This is a genomic window from Denitratimonas tolerans, assembly GCF_037203605.1.
In the GTDB taxonomy this organism is placed as follows: Bacteria; Pseudomonadota; Gammaproteobacteria; order Xanthomonadales; family Xanthomonadaceae; genus Denitratimonas; species Denitratimonas tolerans.
Window position 1 is genome coordinate 37378 of sequence record NZ_JBBDHC010000004.1, and the last position, 19175, is coordinate 56552.

The window sequence follows — 19175 nt, forward strand, 5'->3', positions numbered from 1 at the left end:
CCGGAGCACTCCCATGAACGACAGCTTCCAGACCCGCGACACCCTCAAGGTCAACGACCGCAGCTACACCTACGCCAGCCTGCCGCGCCTGGCGCAGCGCCTGGGTGATGCCGCAGCGCTGGCGCACCTGCCCTACTCCATGAAGATCCTGCTGGAGAACCTGCTGCGCCATGAGGACGGCATCTCCGTGCTGCCGGCGCACATCGAGGCGGCGGCGCGCTGGAAGCCCGCCGACGTGCCGCATACCGAAATCGCCTTCATGCCGGCGCGCGTGATCCTGCAGGACTTCACCGGCGTGCCCTGTGTGGTGGATTTCGCCGCGATGCGCGACGCGGTGGTGAAGCTGGGCGGCCGGCCCGAGCAGATCAATCCGCAGATTCCCTCGGAGCTGGTGATCGACCACTCGGTGCAGGTGGACGTGTTCGCGCGCCCGGACGCGCTCGACGTCAACGGTCGCATCGAGTTCGAGCGCAACGCCGAGCGCTACGGATTCCTGCGCTGGGGCCAGAAGGCGTTCGAGAACTTCAAGGTGGTACCGCCCAACACCGGCATCGTGCACCAGGTGAATCTGGAGTACCTCGCCCGCGTGGTGATGGAGCGCGAGATCGACGGGACCACCTGGGCCTTTCCCGACACGCTCTTCGGCACCGACAGCCACACCACCATGGTCAACGGCCTGGGCATCCTGGGCTGGGGCGTGGGCGGCATCGAGGCCGAGGCCGCGATGCTGGGCGAACCCTCGTCCATGCTGATTCCGCAGGTGGTGGGCTTCAAGCTCACCGGCAAACTGCTCGAAGGCACCACCGCGACGGACCTGGTGCTCACCGTGACCCAGATGCTGCGCAAGCACGGCGTGGTGGGCAAGTTCGTGGAATTCCACGGCGAGGGCCTGCAGCGACTGCCGCTGGCCGACCGCGCCACCATCGGCAACATGTCGCCCGAGTACGGCGCCACCTGCGCGATCTTCCCGATCGACGCCGAATCGCTGAACTACCTGCGCCTCTCCGGCCGCAGCGAGGCGCACATCGCCCTGGTGGAAACCTATGCCAAGGCGCAGGGCCTGTGGCACGACGCCGATACGCCGCAGGCGCAGTACAGCTCCACGCTCGAACTCGACATGGGCACGGTGCTGCCCTCGCTGGCCGGCCCCAAGCGCCCGCAGGACCGCGTGCTGCTCTCGGACATGAAGTCCTCCACCCGCCAGGTCATCACCCAGCTCACCGCCAAGCGCGACCAGCGCAACGGCGATGTCTCCAACTTCATCGCCGAAGGCGGCGGCGCGGCGGTGGGCAACGAGCAGGTCGGCAAGGGCATCGCCGACATCCAGCTCGATGGCCACAGCGTGCGCATCAAGGATGGCGCGGTGGTCATCGCGGCCATCACCTCGTGCACCAACACCTCCAACCCGGCGGTGATGGTGGCTGCGGGTCTGCTGGCGCGCAACGCCGCGGCCAGGGGGCTGACCCGCAAGCCGTGGGTCAAGACCTCGCTCGCGCCCGGTTCGCGCGTGGTCACCGACTACCTGCAAAAGGCCGGCCTGCTGGCCGAACTCGAGAAGATCGGCTTCTACACCGTGGGCTACGGTTGCACCACCTGCATCGGCAACTCCGGTCCGCTGCCGGTGGAAGTGAGCGCAGGCATCGCCGCCGGCGACCTGTGCGTGGTTTCCGTGCTCTCCGGCAACCGCAACTTCGAGGGTCGCATCCACGCCGAAGTGAAGATGAACTACCTCGCCAGCCCGCCGCTGGTGGTGGCCTATGCGCTGGCCGGCAGCACCGAGCTGGATCTTTCCACCGAGCCGCTGGGCACCGGCAGCGACGGCGCGCCGGTCTATCTCAAGGACATCTGGCCCAGCAGCAGCGAGGTCGCGCAGACCATCGCGGCCACCATCGGCCCGGAGATGTTCAGGAAGAACTACGGCGACGTGTTCAAGGGCGATGCGCGCTGGAACGCCATCGCCTCCCCGGATGGTGAGCTCTACGCCTGGGACGAAGCCTCCACCTACATCAAGAACCCGCCCTACTTCGAAGGCATGAGCGCCAGCCCCGGGCACATCACCGACATCCACGGCGCGCGCGTGCTGGGGTACTTCGGCGATTCCATCACCACCGACCACATCTCCCCGGCGGGCAGCATCAAGAAGGATTCCCCGGCCGGGCGCTATCTGGTCGGCCGCGGCGTCGAGCCGGTGCACTTCAACAGCTACGGCAGCCGGCGCGGCAACGACGACGTGATGGTGCGCGGCACCTTCGCCAACATCCGCATCAAGAACCAGTTCTTCGGCGGCGAGGAAGGCGGCAATACGCTCTACTTCGGCAGCAATCCGCCGGAAAAGCTGGCGATCTACGACGCCGCGCAAAAGTACAAGGCCGACGGCACCCCGCTGGTGGTCATCGCCGGCAAGGAATACGGCACCGGCTCGAGCCGCGACTGGGCCGCCAAGGGCACCGTCCTGCTGGGCGTGAAGGCGGTCATCGCCGAGAGCTTCGAGCGCATCCACCGCTCCAATCTCGTCGGCATGGGCGTGCTGCCGCTGCAGTTCCTCGACGGCCAGAACGCCGCGTCGCTGGGCCTCACAGGCACCGAAACCTATGCCATCACCGGCCTCGATGACGGTGCCGCCAAGACCGCCACCGTCACCGCCACCGATGCCGCTGGCGCACAGAAGGTGTTCCAGGCGCGCGTGCTGCTGCTCACCCCCAAGGAAGTGGAGTACTTCCGCCACGGCGGCATCCTGCACTACGTGCTGCGCAAGCTGGCGGCGAAGAAGAGCGCCTGACGCCTCCTTGCCGGCGGAAGCCCGGCCCGATCGCACAGCGATCGGGCGTTCGGGCGGCGGGCGCTGACCGCCAGCGCCACTTGCCCCGGATCGATCCTTCGCGATCGATCCGGGTCGGCCGCCGCCATCCGCGCTAGACTTCGCCTCCCGACTTTCCAGACGGTTTCCGCCCGTGATCCAGACCCGCGCAATCGCATTTCTCCGCCCTCTTGCCGTGACCGGCCTGCTGTTCGCTGCGGCTCTGCCGTTGGCTTCGGCCCAGTCGTTTTCCACCGTGGAAGAGCGCATGAGTGCCGCGCAGTTCCGCGAGGCCGGTCTCGACAAGCTCAGCGCCGAGGAGCTCGCCGCACTCAACGCCTGGCTGCAGAAGAACGTGGGCGGTGCCTCGGCCACCGCGGCACCGTCGGCGGTGCAGGATCGCACCGGCTTCGGCAGCGACCCGAGCGGCGGTGCCGGCGAAGTGCGCAGCCGGCTGCAGGGCGAATTCCGCGGCTGGCAGGGCAAGACGGTGTTTGCGCTGGACAATGGCCAAGTCTGGCAGCAGGTCGGCAACGACAAATGGACCGGCGTGAAGGTGGAGAATCCCACCGTCCTGATCGAGCCCGCCGCTTTCGGCAGCTGGCGGCTGAAGGTCGAGGGCTACAACACCACGACCAAGGTCAAGCGCGTGCGCTGACGCGGTACGCGCTCGGGCCCGAAACTCAGCCGAGACGAAGGCCGGTCAGCCGCTGGCTGACGTCGAACGCCGTGACCGAATGGGTGAGCGCGCCCAGCGAGATGAAATCGACGCCGCTCGCGGCCACGGCGCGAATGGTCTCCAGGCTGACGTTGCCCGATGCCTCCAGCCGCGCGCGGCCGGCGACGCGCCGCACCGCCTCGGCCATCCGCGCGGGCGGCATGTTGTCGAGCATGATCCACTCCACGCCCGCGGCCAGCGCCTGCTCCAGTTCGTCGAAACCGGTGACCTCCACTTCCACCGGCACGCCCGGTGCGTGCGCGCGCACGGCCGCGACCGCCGCGCCGATGCCGCCGGCCGCAACGATGTGGTTGTCCTTGATCATGGCCATGTCGTACAGGCCCATGCGATGGTTGCTGCCGCCGCCGATGGCCACCGCCTTCTTGTCCAGATCGCGCAGGCCCGGAACGGTCTTGCGGGTATCGAGGATGCGCGCGCCGGTGCCTTCCACCGCCCTGACGCAGGCGCGGGTCGCGGTGGCGATGCCGGACATGCGCTGCGCGATGTTGAGCGCGACGCGCTCGCCGCTCAGGACGGCGCGCCCGCGTCCGGCAAAGCGCACCAGTTCGGTGCCGGCCGCGACCCACGCGCCTTCGGCCACCTGCGGCTGCCATTCCAGCCGCGGATCCAGCGCGCGGAACACCGTCAGCGCCTCGTCCGCGCCGGCGAATACGCCCTCGGACTTCGCCACCCACAGCGCTTCGGCGCGTGCGTCGTGCGGCACGATCGCCTCGGTGGTGACATCGCCCGTGCCCAGATCTTCGGCCAGCCAGCGCACCACGCGCGCCACGTGCGCCGCGCCGTCCGGGCCATCGGGGAAAACAGCTGAATCGTTCATGCGGATCGTCACACCCGGAAGCGCCACGCTGGGCCCGCATCGTAGCAGCGGCCACTACAATCCAGGCCCTGTTCCCACGCATCCACGGAATTCCCGATGATCGCTGCCAACGACGAGCGCGTTAACCTGCACATGGCGCGGGCGCACGCCGCCATTGCGCTGGAAGGTGCTGAAAAAGAGGCCTGCCGGGAAGAAATCCGTGCCTTGCTCAAGGCCCGAAACGCCGTACTCGTCGCGCACTACTACACCCATCCGGACGTGCAGCAGCTGGCCGAGGACACCGGCGGCTGCGTCTCGGACTCGCTGCAGATGGCGCGCTTCGGCAAGGACCATGCCGCCGACATGCTGGTGGTGGCCGGGGTGCGTTTCATGGGCGAGACGGCCAAGATCCTGAGTCCGGAAAAGCGCATCGTCATGCCGACGCTGGAGGCGACCTGCTCACTCGACGTGGGCTGCCCGATCGAAGAGTTCGGCCCCTTCTGCGACGCCCACCCGGACCGCACCGTGGTGGTCTACGCCAACACCTCGGCCGCGGTGAAGGCGCGCGCCGACTGGGTGGTGACCTCGTCGATCGCGGTCGATCTGGTGGACTACCTCGACCGGCGCGGGGAAAAGATCCTGTTCGCCCCCGACAAGCACCTGGGCCACTACGTCCAGCAGCAGACCGGTGCCGACATGCTGCACTGGGACGGTGCCTGCGTGGTGCACGAGGAGTTCAAGGCGCAGGGCATCCTGGACCTGAAGAAGGTGCATCCGGACGCCGCCGTGCTGGTGCACCCCGAGTCGCCGGCCGCGGTAATCGAAATCGCCGACGCGGTCGGCTCGACCACGCAGCTGATCGCGGCCGCACGCCGCCTGCCCAATCCCGTTTTCATCGTGGCCACCGATCAGGGCATCTTCCACAAGATGCAGCAGGAAGCGCCCGGCAAGACCTTCATCGCCGCGCCCACCGCCGGCAACGGTGCCGCCTGCCGCAGCTGCGCGCACTGCCCCTGGATGGCGATGAACGGACTGGACAACCTGCGCGCCGTGCTGCGCGCCGACGATGCCCTGGGCCAGGAGATCCACGTCGATCCGGAACTGGGCCGCCGCGCCATGCTGCCGCTGGAGCGGATGGTCAACTTCCGCCGCTGAAGCCGCCGCCGGGCGCGTCCGTCAGGCCACGAACAAATCCTCGCCAGGCGCGGGAGACGCCGGATCGAGCACGGTATCGCGCGCCTCGGGCAGCGCCTCGGGGCAATCCAGGTTGTAGTGCAGCCCGCGCGATTCGCGCCGCAGCGCGGCGCTGCGCACGATCAGCTCGGCCACGGTGACCAGGTTGCGCAGCTCCAGCAGGTCGCGCGAAACGGTGTGGCGGGCGTAGTACTCGTGGATTTCGCGGCGCAGCAGGCGCACCCGGTGCCAGGCCCGCGCCAGGCGCTTGTCGGTGCGCACGATGCCGACGTAGTCCCACATGAATCGGCGCAGCTCGTCCCAGTTGTGGCTGATCACCACGTCCTCGTCCGAGTTGCTCACGCGCGAGGCATCCCAGACCGGCACCTGCGGCGGCTCGGGCAGATGTGCAAGGCGCTGTGCGATGCGGCGGCTGGCGGCCTTGCCGTAGACCAGGCATTCCAGCAGCGAATTGCTGGCCATGCGGTTGGCACCGTGCAGGCCGGTGAACGAGGCCTCGCCGATGGCGTAAAGCCCGGCCAGATCGGTGCGGCCATCGCCATCCACCACCACGCCGCCGCAGGTGTAGTGCGCGCCGGGCACCACCGGAATCGGCTCACGGGTCATGTCGATGCCCACCTGCAGGCAGCGGGCATAGATCGTCGGGAAGTGGTGCAGGATGAAATCGGCGGGCCGGTGGCTGATGTCCAGGTACACGCAGTCGATACCCAGGCGCTTCATCTCGTGGTCGATGGCGCGCGCCACCACGTCGCGCGGGGCCAGTTCGGCGCGCGCATCGAAGCGCGGCATGAAGCGCTCGCCATCGGGCAGCAGCAGCCGGCCGCCCTCGCCGCGCACCGCTTCGCTGATCAGGAAGGAGCGCGCCTGCGGGTGGTACAGCAGGGTTGGGTGGAACTGCATGAACTCCATGTTGGCCACGCGGCAGCCGGCGCGCCATGCCATCGCGATGCCGTCGCCGGTGGCGCTGTCGGGATTGGAGGTATACAGGTACACCTTGCCGGCACCGCCGGTGGCCAGTACCACCGCGCGCGCCAGCAGCGTCTCCACCTGGCCGCTGTCCACGTCCAGCACATAGGCTCCGATCACGCGGCGCTGCTCGCCTTCACCGCGCACGATCAGGTCGATGGCCAGGCGGTTTTCCTGAAGCGTCACGTTGGCGCGTTCGCGCACCCGGGAAATCAGCGCGCTGGAAATCGCCTGCCCGGTCGCATCGGCCACGTGGATGACGCGGCGGTGGCTGTGGCCGCCCTCGCGGGTGAGGTGGAAACCGTGCTGGCCGCGCCCGGATTCGTCCAACAGGCTGAAGTTGACGCCTTGCCCGACCAGCCAGGCGATCGCCTCGGGGCCGCCTTCCACGGTCCGGCGCACGGCATCGTCGTGGCACAGCCCGGCACCGGCGACATGGGTGTCGCGCATGTGCGACTCCAGCGTGTCGCCCTGGTCCAGCACCGCCGCCACGCCGCCCTGCGCGTGCCAGGTGCTGGCAAGAGTCAGCGCGCCCTTGGACAGCACCGTCACGGCCACTTCCGGCGGCAGATGCAGGGCCGCCGCGAGACCGGCGGCACCGCTGCCGATGATGAGTACGTCCTGTCGGGTCATCGCACTGTCCGCGCCACCTGTCGCGATGGCACACTGATCGAGGAAAAGAAGAAGGACGGCTGCGCCGTCCTTGCCAAGGCCGCGCGTCCGCAACCGCCGCCGCGCGCCGGAACACGAGTCGAACATGCGCATCCCCTATTTCGATTATGCGGCCACCGCGCCGGCCGATCCAAGGATCATCCCGGCCATGACCTCGCTGCTGGGGCTGGACGGCGACTTCGCCAATCCCTCCTCGACCCTGCACGCGCCCGGGCGCACGGCCGCCGCGCACATCGAAGCCGCGCGCGCGCAGGTCGCCGCCCTCCTCGATGCCGATCCGCGCGAGATCGTCTTCACCAGCGGTGCCACCGAGGCCAACAACCTCGCCATCAAGGGCCTGGCCGAACGCCATCCCGGCGGGCACATCGTCACCAGCGCGATCGAGCACGATGCCGTGCTGGCACCCTGCGCGCAGCTCGAAGCACGCGGCTGGCAGGTCACCCGCGTGACGCCGCGACCTTCAGGCGACGTCGAACCCGATGCCATCGCCGACGCGCTGCGCCCGGACACGTTCCTGGTGTCGCTGATGCACGCCAACAACGAAACCGGCGTGATCAACGACATCGGCACGGTCGGCGCGCTGTGCCGCGCGCGATCCATCGCCTTCCACGTCGATGCCGCGCAGACTGCGGGCGCGCTGGCGCTGAATGTGCGCGCGCTGCCGGTGGACCTGGTTTCCCTTTCCGCGCACAAGTTTTGCGGGCCCAAGGGAATCGGTGCCCTGTACCTGCGGCGGCGCGCGGATCTGGAGCTGGAGCCCCAGCTTCACGGTGGCGGGCAGGAGCGCGGACGGCGCTCCGGCACCCTGGCCACGCACCAGATCGTCGGATTGGGCCTGGCCTGCGAACTGGTCCGGTGCGAGCGCGAGGCCGATGCCGCGCGCATCGCGGCGCTGCGCGACCGCCTCTGGGCCGGCGTGTCGCCGCTGGGCGGCCTCCATCTCAACGGTGCCGGTGCGCCGCGCCTGCCGGGGCACCTCAACCTGAGCGTTGACGGCGTGGGCGGGGAAGTCCTGCTGCAGGCGCTGGCCGCCGACCTCGCCATTTCCGGCGGCTCGGCCTGCCACTCGGCCACGCCGCGGCCCTCGCACGTGCTCACCGCGATGGGCCTGCCGCCCGCGCTGGCGCAGGCATCGCTGCGCTTCTCGCTCGGACGCTTCACCACTGCGGACGAGATCGGCACCGCAATCGAGGTCTTCACCCGTATCGTGATGCGGCTGCGCGGCTGACGGTGCGCCGCCGCATCACGAAAAACCGGCGGACCGGAGACTCGCACCCGGACGCCGCCGGGGTCGAAAGCCTCGTCCGATCCGGACCCGTCAGGGTGCCTCGAACGAATCGTCGAATATCTCCAGCGCAAGCACCTCGATCTGCGCGGTGGCGGAACTGCAATCGCCATCCACATCGCACAGCGCGTACTCGAAAGCGACGCTGCCCGCCCCCTCCGGTGTGAAGCTGAAGTACCCGTCCGCCCCCATCGCCAGGCTTCCGGATCCGGGTGCCACGCTGACGCTCCAGGTATTGCCGCCATTGTCGGAAGGGGTGTCGTTGTCGGCGACACTGCCGGTCAGCGTGGTGCCCTGGACAACGGAGAACGCATCGTCCCGCGCCACGGGAACCAGCACGGCACGCTGCAGGATCGCACTGAGGACGAACGAGCGCTTGAAGCTGGCGCCGAAGTCCTCGAGGTTGGCCCATCCACCCATGGGGCTGGTGGGCCAGTTGACCCAGCCCGTTCCCAGGGTGAAGCGCTCCATCGCGGCGTGCAGTTCCAGGGTCTGTGGCACCGGCTCGGTAGGCTCGACCGCCGCGATCAGGTAGCGGCCCGGCGGGAGGAGGAGGTCCGGCACGGGGAGTTCCAGCGGGAGAGGGCCGATCGCGGCATCGCCCGGTACCGTGACGCTCGCGGTATACAGCAGGTCGCCCGGCTTGTTCAGAAGAGGATCCCAGGCGCGGATCGTGGCCTGCATCTGGACGCCGTTCAGATCTCCGATGCCATCGCCTGGAGTCTGTCCTTGCGGCAGGTTGTCGGGATTGTTCACCGTGTAGCGCACCCCCGTCAGCTTGGCCGTCACGGGGACGAAGAAGTCCTGCCCCAGCTCGCCCCCGTTGCCGGCACCGATGCCCAGCGTGCCTGCAACCGGACCCTGCGCGCGGGTCAGCTCGTCCTCGGTGATTTCGGCCAAGACCCGCGTGGCAACGGAGTTGCCGGCGTCATCATCGCCTTCCGCAGCGGTGACCAGGGCTTCCGCCGTCCACTGCCCGAGCTGCGCGTACTCCATATCGCCCAGGGCCACCTGCTGTTCGGTTCCGGCAGCCAGGGCGACAGGCGCCGAGGACAGGGTCGCGACCGGCACGCCGTCCACCAGCAGGTCGGCATCGACCGCGACGCCGGTAAGCGCGTCGGTACCGTCGTTGCGCACCTTGGCCGAGAGGGAGAACGTGTACCCCAGCGATGCGGGCAGCCGCGCATATCCGCTCGTCGGCTCCTCGACGAGCCCATCCAGGGCCGGATCGTACTGCGCGACATCCTCCACCAGGATGTCGTCGATCACAAGCAGGAACATATCGTTGCTGGTGTTGCGGAAGGCCAGATGGATCGGCGTGCCCGCGAAGGCTCCCAGATCGAGGCTGCGTGAGGTCCAGGCGGAGTTTTCAGCAGCGATCGATGCCAGCGCCGGATTGCTCAGGAAATCGGAAACGGCGGTGCCCGCCGTGCTGTAGCGCACCTCATATCCATCAGGAAAGGCGGGATCGTAGACAACGGCATTCCAGGACAGCCGCGTCCGCTCCGATGGCGTGATCGGGCCGGCCGCCTGGGTGGGAAACACCGCCCAGTCATCGGCCGCGCCAATCGAGCTGTACCAGGACGTGCTGAACATGGCGCAGTTGTTGACGTTGAACTTGAAATCCTCGCGCACGATCCATGCGTTGGTAACGTATCCGACCGGAGCGGCCGGCGTTCGAGCATCCACGTCATGCACGGTGAATCCGAGCGGCGTCGCATAGGGCGGTGGCGGACTGGGCGGCGGCGCGGGCGGCACCTGGCTGCAGTCGGCATCGAAATTTTGCGCGAACAGGGGGCTGGCACCGGCACGGCGCGCGAGCCGGTTTGCACCTGCCGGCTGGGCGCTCGCCAACGATTCCGGCCGGGCTGCCGATCGCAGCGTTGCAGGCTGATCGACGGCTGCATCCGACAGCACCAGGCGCGGCAACGACTCTCCCGCCACGACTCCCATCGGGAAAACCAGCCAAGCCACCGCCAAGGCAGCCCCCGCACCCGCCCCGATACGACGGCTTCCACGGATCCCAATCTTCATGTTTTGTGACACTCCTCCTGCAGCCGGAACCGGCCGTCCGGTCATTCTTGTCCTTCGCGCACGGTCTGACAGCACCCCGTTGTGGAAGCCTCCGTCTCGGGGGCACGGCTTGATTCCCCCGCCACTCCCCGCCATCCTGAGCGGCTGCCGTTTTCCCGATTCCGCCGCCCCATGAGCTCACGCTACGACGCCGCCGACATCGAAGTCCTCTCCGGCCTGGACCCGGTCAAGCGCCGGCCCGGCATGTACACCGACACCTCGCGCCCCAACCATCTGGCGCAGGAGGTGATCGACAACTCGGTGGACGAGGCCCTGGCCGGCCACGCCAAATGCATCGAGGTGGTGCTGCACCCCGACGGCAGCTGCGAGGTAAGCGACGACGGGCGCGGCATGCCGGTGGACATCCACCCGGAGGAAGGCGTACCGGGCGTCGAGCTGATCCTCACCCGGCTGCACGCCGGCGGCAAGTTCAGCGGCAAGAACTACACGTTCTCCGGCGGACTGCACGGCGTCGGCGTCTCGGTGGTGAACGCGCTCTCCACGCGGCTGGATGTCTGGATCAAGCGCGACGGCGTGGAGCACCACATGGCCTTCCGCGACGGCCTGGTTGACTCCACCCTCACCCAGGCGGGCACCGTGGGCCGGCGCAACACCGGCACCCGGCTGCGCTTCTGGCCGGATCCGAAGTATTTCGACAGCCCGAGGTTCAACCTGCGCCAGCTGCGCCACGTGCTGCGCGCCAAGGCGGTGCTGTGTCCCGGCCTGCGCGTCACGTTGCTGGACGCGGCCAGCGGCGAGCGCAACGAGTGGTTCTACGAGGACGGCCTGCGCGACTACCTGCGCGGCATGCTTTCGGACGTGGACTACCTGCCGCCGCAGCTGTTCCTGGCGGCGCAGGCGCGCGAGGGGGAGGCCTGCGAGTTCGCGGCGTGCTGGGTGCCCCCGCCCGAATCGGGCGCGGTCGAACTGGTGCAGGAAAGCTACGTCAACCTCATTCCCACCGCCCAGGGCGGCACCCACGTCAACGGCCTGCGCTCGGGCCTGACGGAAGCGCTGCGCGAGTTCTGCGACTTCCGCAGCCTGCTGCCGCGCGGTGTGAAACTGGCCCCGGAAGATGTCTGGGACCGCATCAGCTACGTGCTTTCGGCCAAGCTCGCCGATCCGCAGTTTTCCGGCCAGACCAAGGAGCGCCTGTCCTCGCGCCAGGCCGCAGGCTTCGTGGAGGGCATCGCGCACGATGCCTTTTCGCTGTGGCTCAACCAGAACGTCGAGCTGGGCGAAAAGATCGCGCAGCTCGCCATCGAGCGCGCCTCGGCGCGGCTGAAAACCGAAAAGCAGGTGGTCCGCAAGAAGATCACCCAGGGTCCGGCCCTGCCCGGCAAGCTCGCCGACTGCGCCTCGCAGGATCTCTCGCGCACCGAGATCTTCCTGGTGGAAGGCGACTCGGCCGGCGGCAGCGCGCGGCAGGCGCGCGACAAGGACTTCCAGGCCATCCTGCCGCTGCGCGGCAAGATCCTGAACACCTGGGAGGTCGCCAGCAGCGGCGTGCTGGCCTCGCAGGAAGTGCACGATCTGGCCGTGGCGATCGGCTGCGATCCGGGCTCTGACAATCTCGATGGCCTGCGCTACGGCAAGGTCATCATCCTCGCCGATGCCGATTCGGACGGCCTGCACATCGCCACCCTGCTCTCCGCGCTGTTCCTCAAGCACTTCCCCGCGCTGGTGCGCGAAGGTCACGTGTTCGTCGCCATGCCGCCACTGTTCCGCGTGGACGTGGGCAAGCAGGTGTTCTACGCGCTGGACGAGGACGAGCGCCGCATCCTGCTGGAGCGCATCGAGCGCGAGAAGATAAAGGGCGCGGTCAGCGTCACCCGCTTCAAGGGCCTGGGCGAGATGAACCCCTCGCAGCTGCGCGAATCCACTATCCACCCCGATACGCGCCGGCTGGTGCAGCTCACCGTGGAGGACGGCGGCGAAACCTCGGCGCTGATGGACATGCTGCTGTCGAAAAAGCGCGCCTCCGACCGCAAGACCTGGCTGGAAACCAAGGGCGATCTGGCGACGCTGGAAACATAGGTTTTCGCCTGATCCCGGCCGTCGCGCCCGATGCGATCATCGGAGCCGTGCGGGGTCGGAGCCATGGGCGCAGCGGAGCGGAACCGCCGCAGGCGGTTCCGCTGTCCTGCCTGGCCGGCCCGGATCAGTCCAGGAGGTCGGCCGGCACGTTGCCGCCGTTTTCGGCGATGCGGCGCAGGACTTCCTTGTGCAGCCACATGTTCATCTGGGCCGAATCGCCCATGAGCTTCTCCGGGCAGTCCAGCTCCTTCGCCATTTCCTTGCGCGCGCCGAAGCTGCTGTCGAGGTCGAGCAGCTTGAGCAGGTCGACGATGGAGGTCTTCCAGTTGAGCTTCTGCGCGCTGGCGGCGGCTTTTTCTTCCAGCTGGCTCATCACGTCGACCACCGGAATCGCCACGGGGGCCGCAGCCGTCGGCGGCAGGTCCGCAGGATCGACGAAGATCACCTCGGGTACGGGTTCAGGTGCCGGTGCCGCCTTGGCACCGCCCAGACCCAGTTTGTCGAGAATCGAAGAAAACAGTCCCATGGTTCCTTTCCTTGCGGCAGTCATCGGGACTTGGATGGTGCCAGCTTTCGGGCGCGTTGCAAAACCCGGCCAACGCAACCTGGTCATCGCGCCGCGCCCGGCCACCGATTCGCCGGAATCCGCGCGTTCACTGCGGATCACGCCATCGACCGCCGCCTCACCGTCCCGGTGCCGGCTCCTCGAAACCATCCGCGAACACGTCGTTGCTCGGCGTGACCGTCACCGTGATCTCGGCGCTGATCGCGGGGTAATAGTGCGCATCGCCGGCCTTGAATGCGTAAAGGCTGCAGCTGCCCGGTGCCAGCGCATCGAGCGTGTTGCCCTGGATGGCGCAGGCGCCGAAACCATTCGAAACCTGGAAGCTCACGGCACCCGTGCCCGAACCGCCCTGGGTCGTGAGTGCGCTGGTGTCGCCGACCGGCAGCGTGGTCGGCGAAGCGAAGGCCGTCAGGGCCGCCTGCTCGGCAAGGGCGACGCTCAGGTCGACGGTGGCGGTCTGCTCGGGAAAGGGGAAATCCGCCGCCTTGGTCGCGGTGACCGTGCAGGTGCCGGTACCGATGGCCGTCAGCGTGGCAGCGCTGATTGCGCAGGTGCCTGCCCCGCTCGTGACGCTGAAGCCCACCGCGCCACCGCCCAGCCCGCCTTGCGATGACAGCGCACTGGTGCCGCCGTAGGCGATCGCGGTGGGATGGGCGACGGCCAGAAGCGGCATGGGCGCGGGCGGCGACAGCGGCACGCCGAAGGGAATGCCCACGCTGTACGGGCTCAGGTTCGTGCCGTTGAGATCCTGGATGGGGGACGTCGAGCCGACGGCCGTCGCAGCGAACGTCATGAGGCGGTTGGCGGCCGGGCTGCCGCTCTGCGTGATGCTGACCATCAGGCGGTCGGTGTAGGGGTCGAATCCCAGTCCGGCGAAATAGTATCCCGGATCTTCGTACAGCTGGCTGCTGTAGATCGTGTGCAGCGGAACGGCATCACCGCTGGCGCTGTCGTCGAATACGCTGATGAGGCCGATGTTGCCCGCCGGCGGCGACTGCGGCGTGATGCGCAGCACGAAGATGCGCCGTGAGGTCGGGTCGTAGGCCATGCCGCGCGCGTTGGCGACAAACGGGCCGGTGATCATGCGCGAGGGCGGCACGTTGCCGTTCGCGGTGCGGTGGTGGAACACGATGCGCGAGGCGTAGGACGGGGCCGGCGCATAGTCGAGCACCGCGTATTCGTCGCTGGCCGGCAGGTAGTGAAGGTGGTGCGGGCTGTTCAACCCGGTGACGCCGCCGCTGCCGCCGCCCCAGCTTACCGCCCGGACACGCGGCACCGCATCGCCGCTGGCATCCAGCGGATAGGTGCCGATGCAGCAGTTGCTCACGATCACGCCCAGTTCGCCGTGGTCAAAGACGGGCGCATTGGCGCGGGTCTGGCCGATCAGCGGCGGGTTGATCACGCGGATGGGAGCCACGTCACCGCTGGCGAACGCCGGGAACACCCGGACCGCCTGCCCGCGAAAGTCGGACACGTAGATCAGCTGCTGGTTGGGCTCGTAGCTGCCGAACATCGGCTCGCGGACCTGGATGTTCGGCCCGACGATCTGGCGATACGGCGTCATCGTGCCCTGCGCCAGGCTGGTAAACGCACTCAGCGGGTGCGTCGCGCCTTCCGGCGCGCCCAGGCCGCCGACCATGATTTCAGCATGGCCGGCCGGCGCGGCGAGGCAGGAAAGAAGGCAGGTGGCGGCAAGACTGCGGCGCATCGGGGCAACTCCTGGGCAAGGGCACCCCTCCAGTACGCGAAAACGCGGCAAGAACCCTCAGCGCCGTGGCACAAGGTGCCGGACGGCGCGCCGCCCGCATTCTTGACGACAAACGGCCGCAGCCGACTCCCGGATCGCGCCTCACGGCCTTGGCCGCGCGCCAATGCGCGCGGACGCCGGCCGCGCGCCTCGCCGAAGGGAGCCGACAGGCCACGCCTGTCGCGAACCTCAGACCGCCTGTTGCCCGCGCCCGCGGCTTCCGCCCTGGCCGCGGTGGTCCTTGCCGCCGTGCCCGGCACTGCGGGCGGGCTTGGGGGCAGGACGCGAGGCGGGCTTGCCCGAGCGCGGCGAACCGGGCTTTCCGGCCGGGCGCGGGCCGCGCTGCGGCGGCTGCCCGGGGCGGCGCGCGGCCTTGAGCGAGGCATCCATCTGCAGCGCCCTGGAGGCCTCGTAGCCTGCGATCGGCATCAACGTGATGTCCTGCTTGAGCAGGCGCTGGATGTCGCGCAACAGTGGACCTTCCTCCGGCGACACCAGCGAGATGGCCTCGCCGGTGCTGCCGTTGCGGCCGGTGCGGCCGATGCGGTGCACGTAGTCTTCGGCCAGCGTCGGCAGATCGAAGTTGACCACCAGCGGGAGCTGGTCGATATCGATGCCGCGCGCGGCGATGTCGGTGGCCACCAGCACGGTGACGCCGCCGTCCTTGAATCCATCCAGCGCCTTGACCCGCGCGCTCTGCGACTTGTTGCCGTGGATTGCGGCGCTGCGCACGCCGGCCTTTTCGAGCCAGTCGGACAGGCGGTTGGCACCGTGCTTGGTGCGGGTGAAGACCAGCGCCTGGCGGCGGCTGTCGGCGGCGATCAGGTGCAGCAGCAGATCGCGCTTGCGGTCCGTGTCGACCGGATGGGCGCGGTGTTCGATGGTGGCCACCACGCTGTTCTGCGGGGTCACCTGCACTTCCGCCGGATCACGCATGAAGCGGTGGGCGATGTCCTTGATTTCCTGGGCGAAGGTGGCCGAGAACAGCAGGGTCTGGCGGCCCTGCGTCGGCAGCATGGCCAGGATGCGGCGGATCGCCGGCAAAAAGCCCATGTCGAGCATCCGGTCGGCCTCGTCCAGCACCAGCACCTCGATGCGCGACAGGTCCAGATGGCGCTGCTCGACGTGGTCGATCAGGCGACCGGGCGTGGCCACCAGCACGTCCACGCCGCGGCGCAGCGCCTCGGTCTGCGGTCCCATGCCGACGCCGCCGAAGATGACCGTGCTCGACACGCGCGCATGGCGGGCGTATTCGCGCAGGTTTTCGTGTACCTGCAGGGCCAGTTCGCGCGTCGGCGTGAGGATGAGCGCGCGCGGCGTGCGCGAGAGCGGACGCGCGGGCGTGGCCGACAGGCGCTGGATCAGCGGCAGCGCGAACGCGGCGGTCTTGCCGGTGCCGGTCTGTGCGCCGGCGAGAAGGTCGCGGCCTTCCAGCACCAGCGGAATGGCGCGTTCCTGGATCGGCGTGGGGGACTGGTAGCCGAGCGCATCCAGCGCACGGACGATCCCGGGCGCAAGCCCGAGCGAAGTGAAGGACATGGTGACTCCTTGGGGGTCGCACGCCACGGGTTTCCCGCAACCGTGGCGCGACAGGGATTGGGCGGAACGCGCTGGCCGGGATCGGCCGTCGGCGGCGCGCAGAGTACGCAGCGCCGTGCGCCGAACGCCCGGGATGGCGTGATGCGGCGCAGCAATCTTCGCGTACTGTACGCGCTTGCGCCCGCCTTGACCAGCGCCGCGTCACCGGGATCGCGGCATCAGTTCAGGCCGGTCCCGGGGGGGGGGGGGGGGGGGGGGGGGCCCCCCCCCCCCCCCCCCCCCCCCCCCCCCCCACCGGCCCTGCCGACGCCCGCGCCCCCGGCGGGGGGGGGGGCGGGGGGGCGGGGCCCCCCCCCGGCCCCCGCGGGGGGCCCGGGGGGGGGCGCCAGCGGGGCGCCCGGGCCGGGGGGGGGGGGGGCCCACCCCCCCCCCAACGCCGGCCATCTGCAAGGATCAATCCTCGATCGTTGCCGGCAGCAGTCGCGCGGGTTCGGGCTGGGCCGCGACCGCCAACTCGCCGTCGCGCACCGTCACTTCGACCCGACCGCCGCCAACCAGCGCGCCGAACAGGAGTTCATCGGCGAGCGGGCGCTTGATCTTCTCCTGCAGCACGCGCGCCATCGGGCGCGCGCCCATCTGCGGATCGAAGCCGTGCTCGGCCAGCCAGCGCCGCGCTTCGGGATCGACGCTGAAGCTGACGTGCTTTTCCTGCAGCTGGGTTTCCAGCTCGATGATGAACTTGTCCACCACGCGCAGGATGTGGTCGAAATCCAGCCCGCCGAACTGCACCACCGCATCGAGCCGGTTGCGGAACTCGGGCGAGAAGCTGCGGCGGATCACTTCCATCGCATCGGTGCTGTGGTTCTGCTCGACGAAGCCCATGGTGCGCCGCGCCGCCTGCTGCGCGCCGGCGTTGGTGGTCATCACCAGCACCACGTTGCGGAAGTTGGCTTCGCGCCCGTTGGTATCGGTGAGCACGCCGCGGTCCATCACCTGCAGCAGGATGTTGAAGATGTCCGGATGGGCTTTCTCGATCTCGTCCAGCAGCAGCACGCAGTGCGGCGTCTTGACGATCTTCTCGGTCAGCAGGCCGCCCTGGTCGAAGCCGACGTAGCCCGGAGGCGCGCCGATCAGGCGCGACACCGAGTGCGGTTCCATGTACTCGCTCATGTCGAAGCGGATCAGCTCGATCCCGAGCTGCATCGCGAGCTGGCGGGTGACCTCGGTCTTGCCCACGCCGGTCGGGCCGGCGAACAGGAAGCTGCCGATCGGCTTGTCCGGCTGGGCCAGGCCCGAGCGCGCCATCTTGATGGCGGCGGTGAGCGTGTCGATGGCTTCGTCCTGCCCGAACACCACCATCTTGAGGTTGCGTTCCAGGCTCTTGAGCACGTCCTTGTCCGAGGCCGACACCTGCTTGGCGGGGATGCGCGCCATCTTGGCCACGATCAGCTCGATCTCGGGCACGTCGATCAGGGCCTTTCGCTCGGATTCGGGCACCACGCGCTGGCGCGCGCCGGCTTCGTCGATCACGTCGATGGCCTTGTCCGGCAGCAGGCGCTCGCCGATGTGCTTGACCGAAAGATCCACGGCCGCGCGGATCGCGTCGTTGCTGTATTCGACGCGATGATGCTCCTCGAAGCGCGACTTGAGCCCGAGCAGGATTTCCACCGCTTCGGCCACGGACGGCTCCACCACGTCGATCTTCTGGAAGCGCCGCGCCAGCGCGTGATCCTTCTCGAACACGCCGCGGTATTCCTGGAACGTGGTCGAGCCGATGCAGCGCAGCTCGCCCGAGGCCAGCGCCGGCTTGATCAGGTTGGACGCATCCATGGTACCGCCCGAGGCCGAACCGGCACCGATGATGGTGTGGATTTCGTCGATGAAGAGGATCGCCTCGTCTTCCTTGCGCAGCTGCGCCAGCACGCCCTTGAGGCGCTTCTCGAAGTCGCCGCGGTACTTGGTGCCGGCCACCAGCGCTCCCAGGTCGAGCGCGTAGATCGTGGCACCCTTGAGCACCTCGGGAACGTCGCCATCGACGATGCGCTTGGCCAGGCCTTCGGCCAGCGCGGTCTTGCCCACGCCGGCTTCACCGACGTAGAGCGGGTTGTTCTTGCGCCGGCGGCAAAGCACCTGGATGGTGCGCTCGACCTCGTCCTTGCGCCCGATCAGGGGATCGATCTTGCCCTCGCGCGCGAGCTCGTTGAGGTTGCTGGTGAACTCGGCGAGCGGACTGGTGGCCTTCTCGTCGATGGTCTCGCCTTCCTTGCCGGCTTCCGGTTCGGCCTTGGGCGCGTCCTGCCCCACCTTGGCGACACCGTGGGAGATGTAGTTCACCACGTCCAGACGGGTGATCTCCTGCTGGTTGAGGTGATAGACCGCGTGCGAATCCTTCTCGCCGAAGATCGCCACCAGCACGTTGGCCCCGGTGACTTCCTTCCGGCCGGACGACTGCACGTGGTAGACCGCCCGCTGCAGCACGCGCTGGAAGCCCAGCGTGGGCTGGGTGTCGCGGCTGTCCTCCTTGGGCAGCACCGGCACCGTCTCGGCAATCACGCTGCGCAATTCGCTGGCCAGGCGCGGAAGATCCGCGCCGCAAACCCGCAGCACGCCGGCGGCGGACGGGTTGTCCAGAAGCGCCAGCAGCAGGTGTTCGACCGTCATGAACTCATGCCGGCTCTCGCGCGCCTGCTTGTAGCACTGGCCGATGGTGAACTCGAGGTCCTTGCTGAACATCGCAATCTCCCTATGCGTGGGCGGCCGTCCTG

12 protein-coding genes are annotated in these 19175 nt (G+C 68.7%); 5 read left to right on the top strand and 7 right to left on the bottom strand.

Going from position 1 to position 19175, the window contains the following annotated elements; genetic code table 11:
• The first annotated feature begins 13 nt into the window (after window positions 1-13).
• Window positions 14-2779: an aconitate hydratase AcnA gene (gene acnA, locus WB794_RS03795; protein ID WP_337334519.1), complete on the top strand. Its 2766-nt coding sequence runs from the start codon at window positions 14-16 to the stop codon at window positions 2777-2779.
• Window positions 2780-2951: 172 nt separating this feature from the next.
• Window positions 2952-3455 (top strand): hypothetical protein, encoded by a 504-nt coding sequence (locus WB794_RS03800; protein ID WP_337334520.1) that lies wholly within the window; start codon window positions 2952-2954, stop codon window positions 3453-3455.
• 25 nt (window positions 3456-3480) lie between these two features.
• Here WB794_RS03800 and nadC read toward each other — a convergent pair whose 3' ends face one another.
• The gene (nadC, locus tag WB794_RS03805; RefSeq protein WP_337334521.1) at window positions 3481-4353 is read right to left on the bottom strand and encodes a carboxylating nicotinate-nucleotide diphosphorylase; all 873 of its coding nucleotides are present in this window, start codon (window positions 4351-4353) and stop codon (window positions 3481-3483) included.
• 96 nt (window positions 4354-4449) lie between these two features.
• Between nadC and nadA the strand changes: the two genes are divergently transcribed.
• Window positions 4450-5487 carry a quinolinate synthase NadA gene (gene nadA, locus WB794_RS03810; protein WP_337334522.1) on the top strand — a complete coding sequence of 346 codons (1038 nt, stop codon included), beginning with the start codon at window positions 4450-4452 and terminating at the stop codon, window positions 5485-5487.
• Window positions 5488-5508: 21 nt separating this feature from the next.
• Here the strand turns inward: nadA and nadB are convergent, their stop codons facing one another.
• Window positions 5509-7125: an L-aspartate oxidase gene (nadB, locus tag WB794_RS03815; RefSeq protein ID WP_337334523.1), complete on the bottom strand. Its 1617-nt coding sequence runs from the start codon at window positions 7123-7125 to the stop codon at window positions 5509-5511.
• Window positions 7126-7249: 124 nt separating this feature from the next.
• Between nadB and WB794_RS03820 the strand changes: the two genes are divergently transcribed.
• Entirely contained in the window at window positions 7250-8392 is a 1143-nt protein-coding gene (locus tag WB794_RS03820; RefSeq protein ID WP_337334524.1) for a cysteine desulfurase family protein, read from the top strand.
• Between the two features lie 90 nt (window positions 8393-8482).
• Here the strand turns inward: WB794_RS03820 and WB794_RS03825 are convergent, their stop codons facing one another.
• Window positions 8483-10483 (bottom strand): choice-of-anchor J domain-containing protein, encoded by a 2001-nt coding sequence (locus tag WB794_RS03825; RefSeq protein ID WP_337334525.1) that lies wholly within the window; start codon window positions 10481-10483, stop codon window positions 8483-8485.
• Between the two features lie 171 nt (window positions 10484-10654).
• Between WB794_RS03825 and parE the strand changes: the two genes are divergently transcribed.
• Window positions 10655-12559 (top strand): DNA topoisomerase IV subunit B, encoded by a 1905-nt coding sequence (gene parE, locus WB794_RS03830; RefSeq protein WP_337334526.1) that lies wholly within the window; start codon window positions 10655-10657, stop codon window positions 12557-12559.
• A 124-nt stretch (window positions 12560-12683) separates the two neighbouring features.
• On the opposite strand, the gene WB794_RS03835 is transcribed toward parE, so the two are convergent.
• The 4 genes from WB794_RS03835 to clpA form a co-directional block, all read right to left on the bottom strand.
• The gene (locus WB794_RS03835; protein ID WP_337334527.1) at window positions 12684-13085 is read right to left on the bottom strand and encodes a DUF3597 domain-containing protein; all 402 of its coding nucleotides are present in this window, start codon (window positions 13083-13085) and stop codon (window positions 12684-12686) included.
• Window positions 13086-13242: 157 nt separating this feature from the next.
• Window positions 13243-14832, bottom strand: a complete 1590-nt coding sequence (locus tag WB794_RS03840) for a hypothetical protein (protein WP_337334528.1) — start codon at window positions 14830-14832, stop codon at window positions 13243-13245.
• A gap of 228 nt (window positions 14833-15060) precedes the next feature.
• Window positions 15061-16410 carry a DEAD/DEAH box helicase gene (locus WB794_RS03845; RefSeq protein WP_337334529.1) on the bottom strand — a complete coding sequence of 450 codons (1350 nt, stop codon included), beginning with the start codon at window positions 16408-16410 and terminating at the stop codon, window positions 15061-15063.
• Window positions 16411-16863: 453 nt separating this feature from the next.
• The gene (clpA, locus tag WB794_RS03850) at window positions 16864-19143 is read right to left on the bottom strand and encodes an ATP-dependent Clp protease ATP-binding subunit ClpA (RefSeq protein WP_337334530.1); all 2280 of its coding nucleotides are present in this window, start codon (window positions 19141-19143) and stop codon (window positions 16864-16866) included.
• Between the last annotated feature and the right edge of the window lie 32 nt (window positions 19144-19175).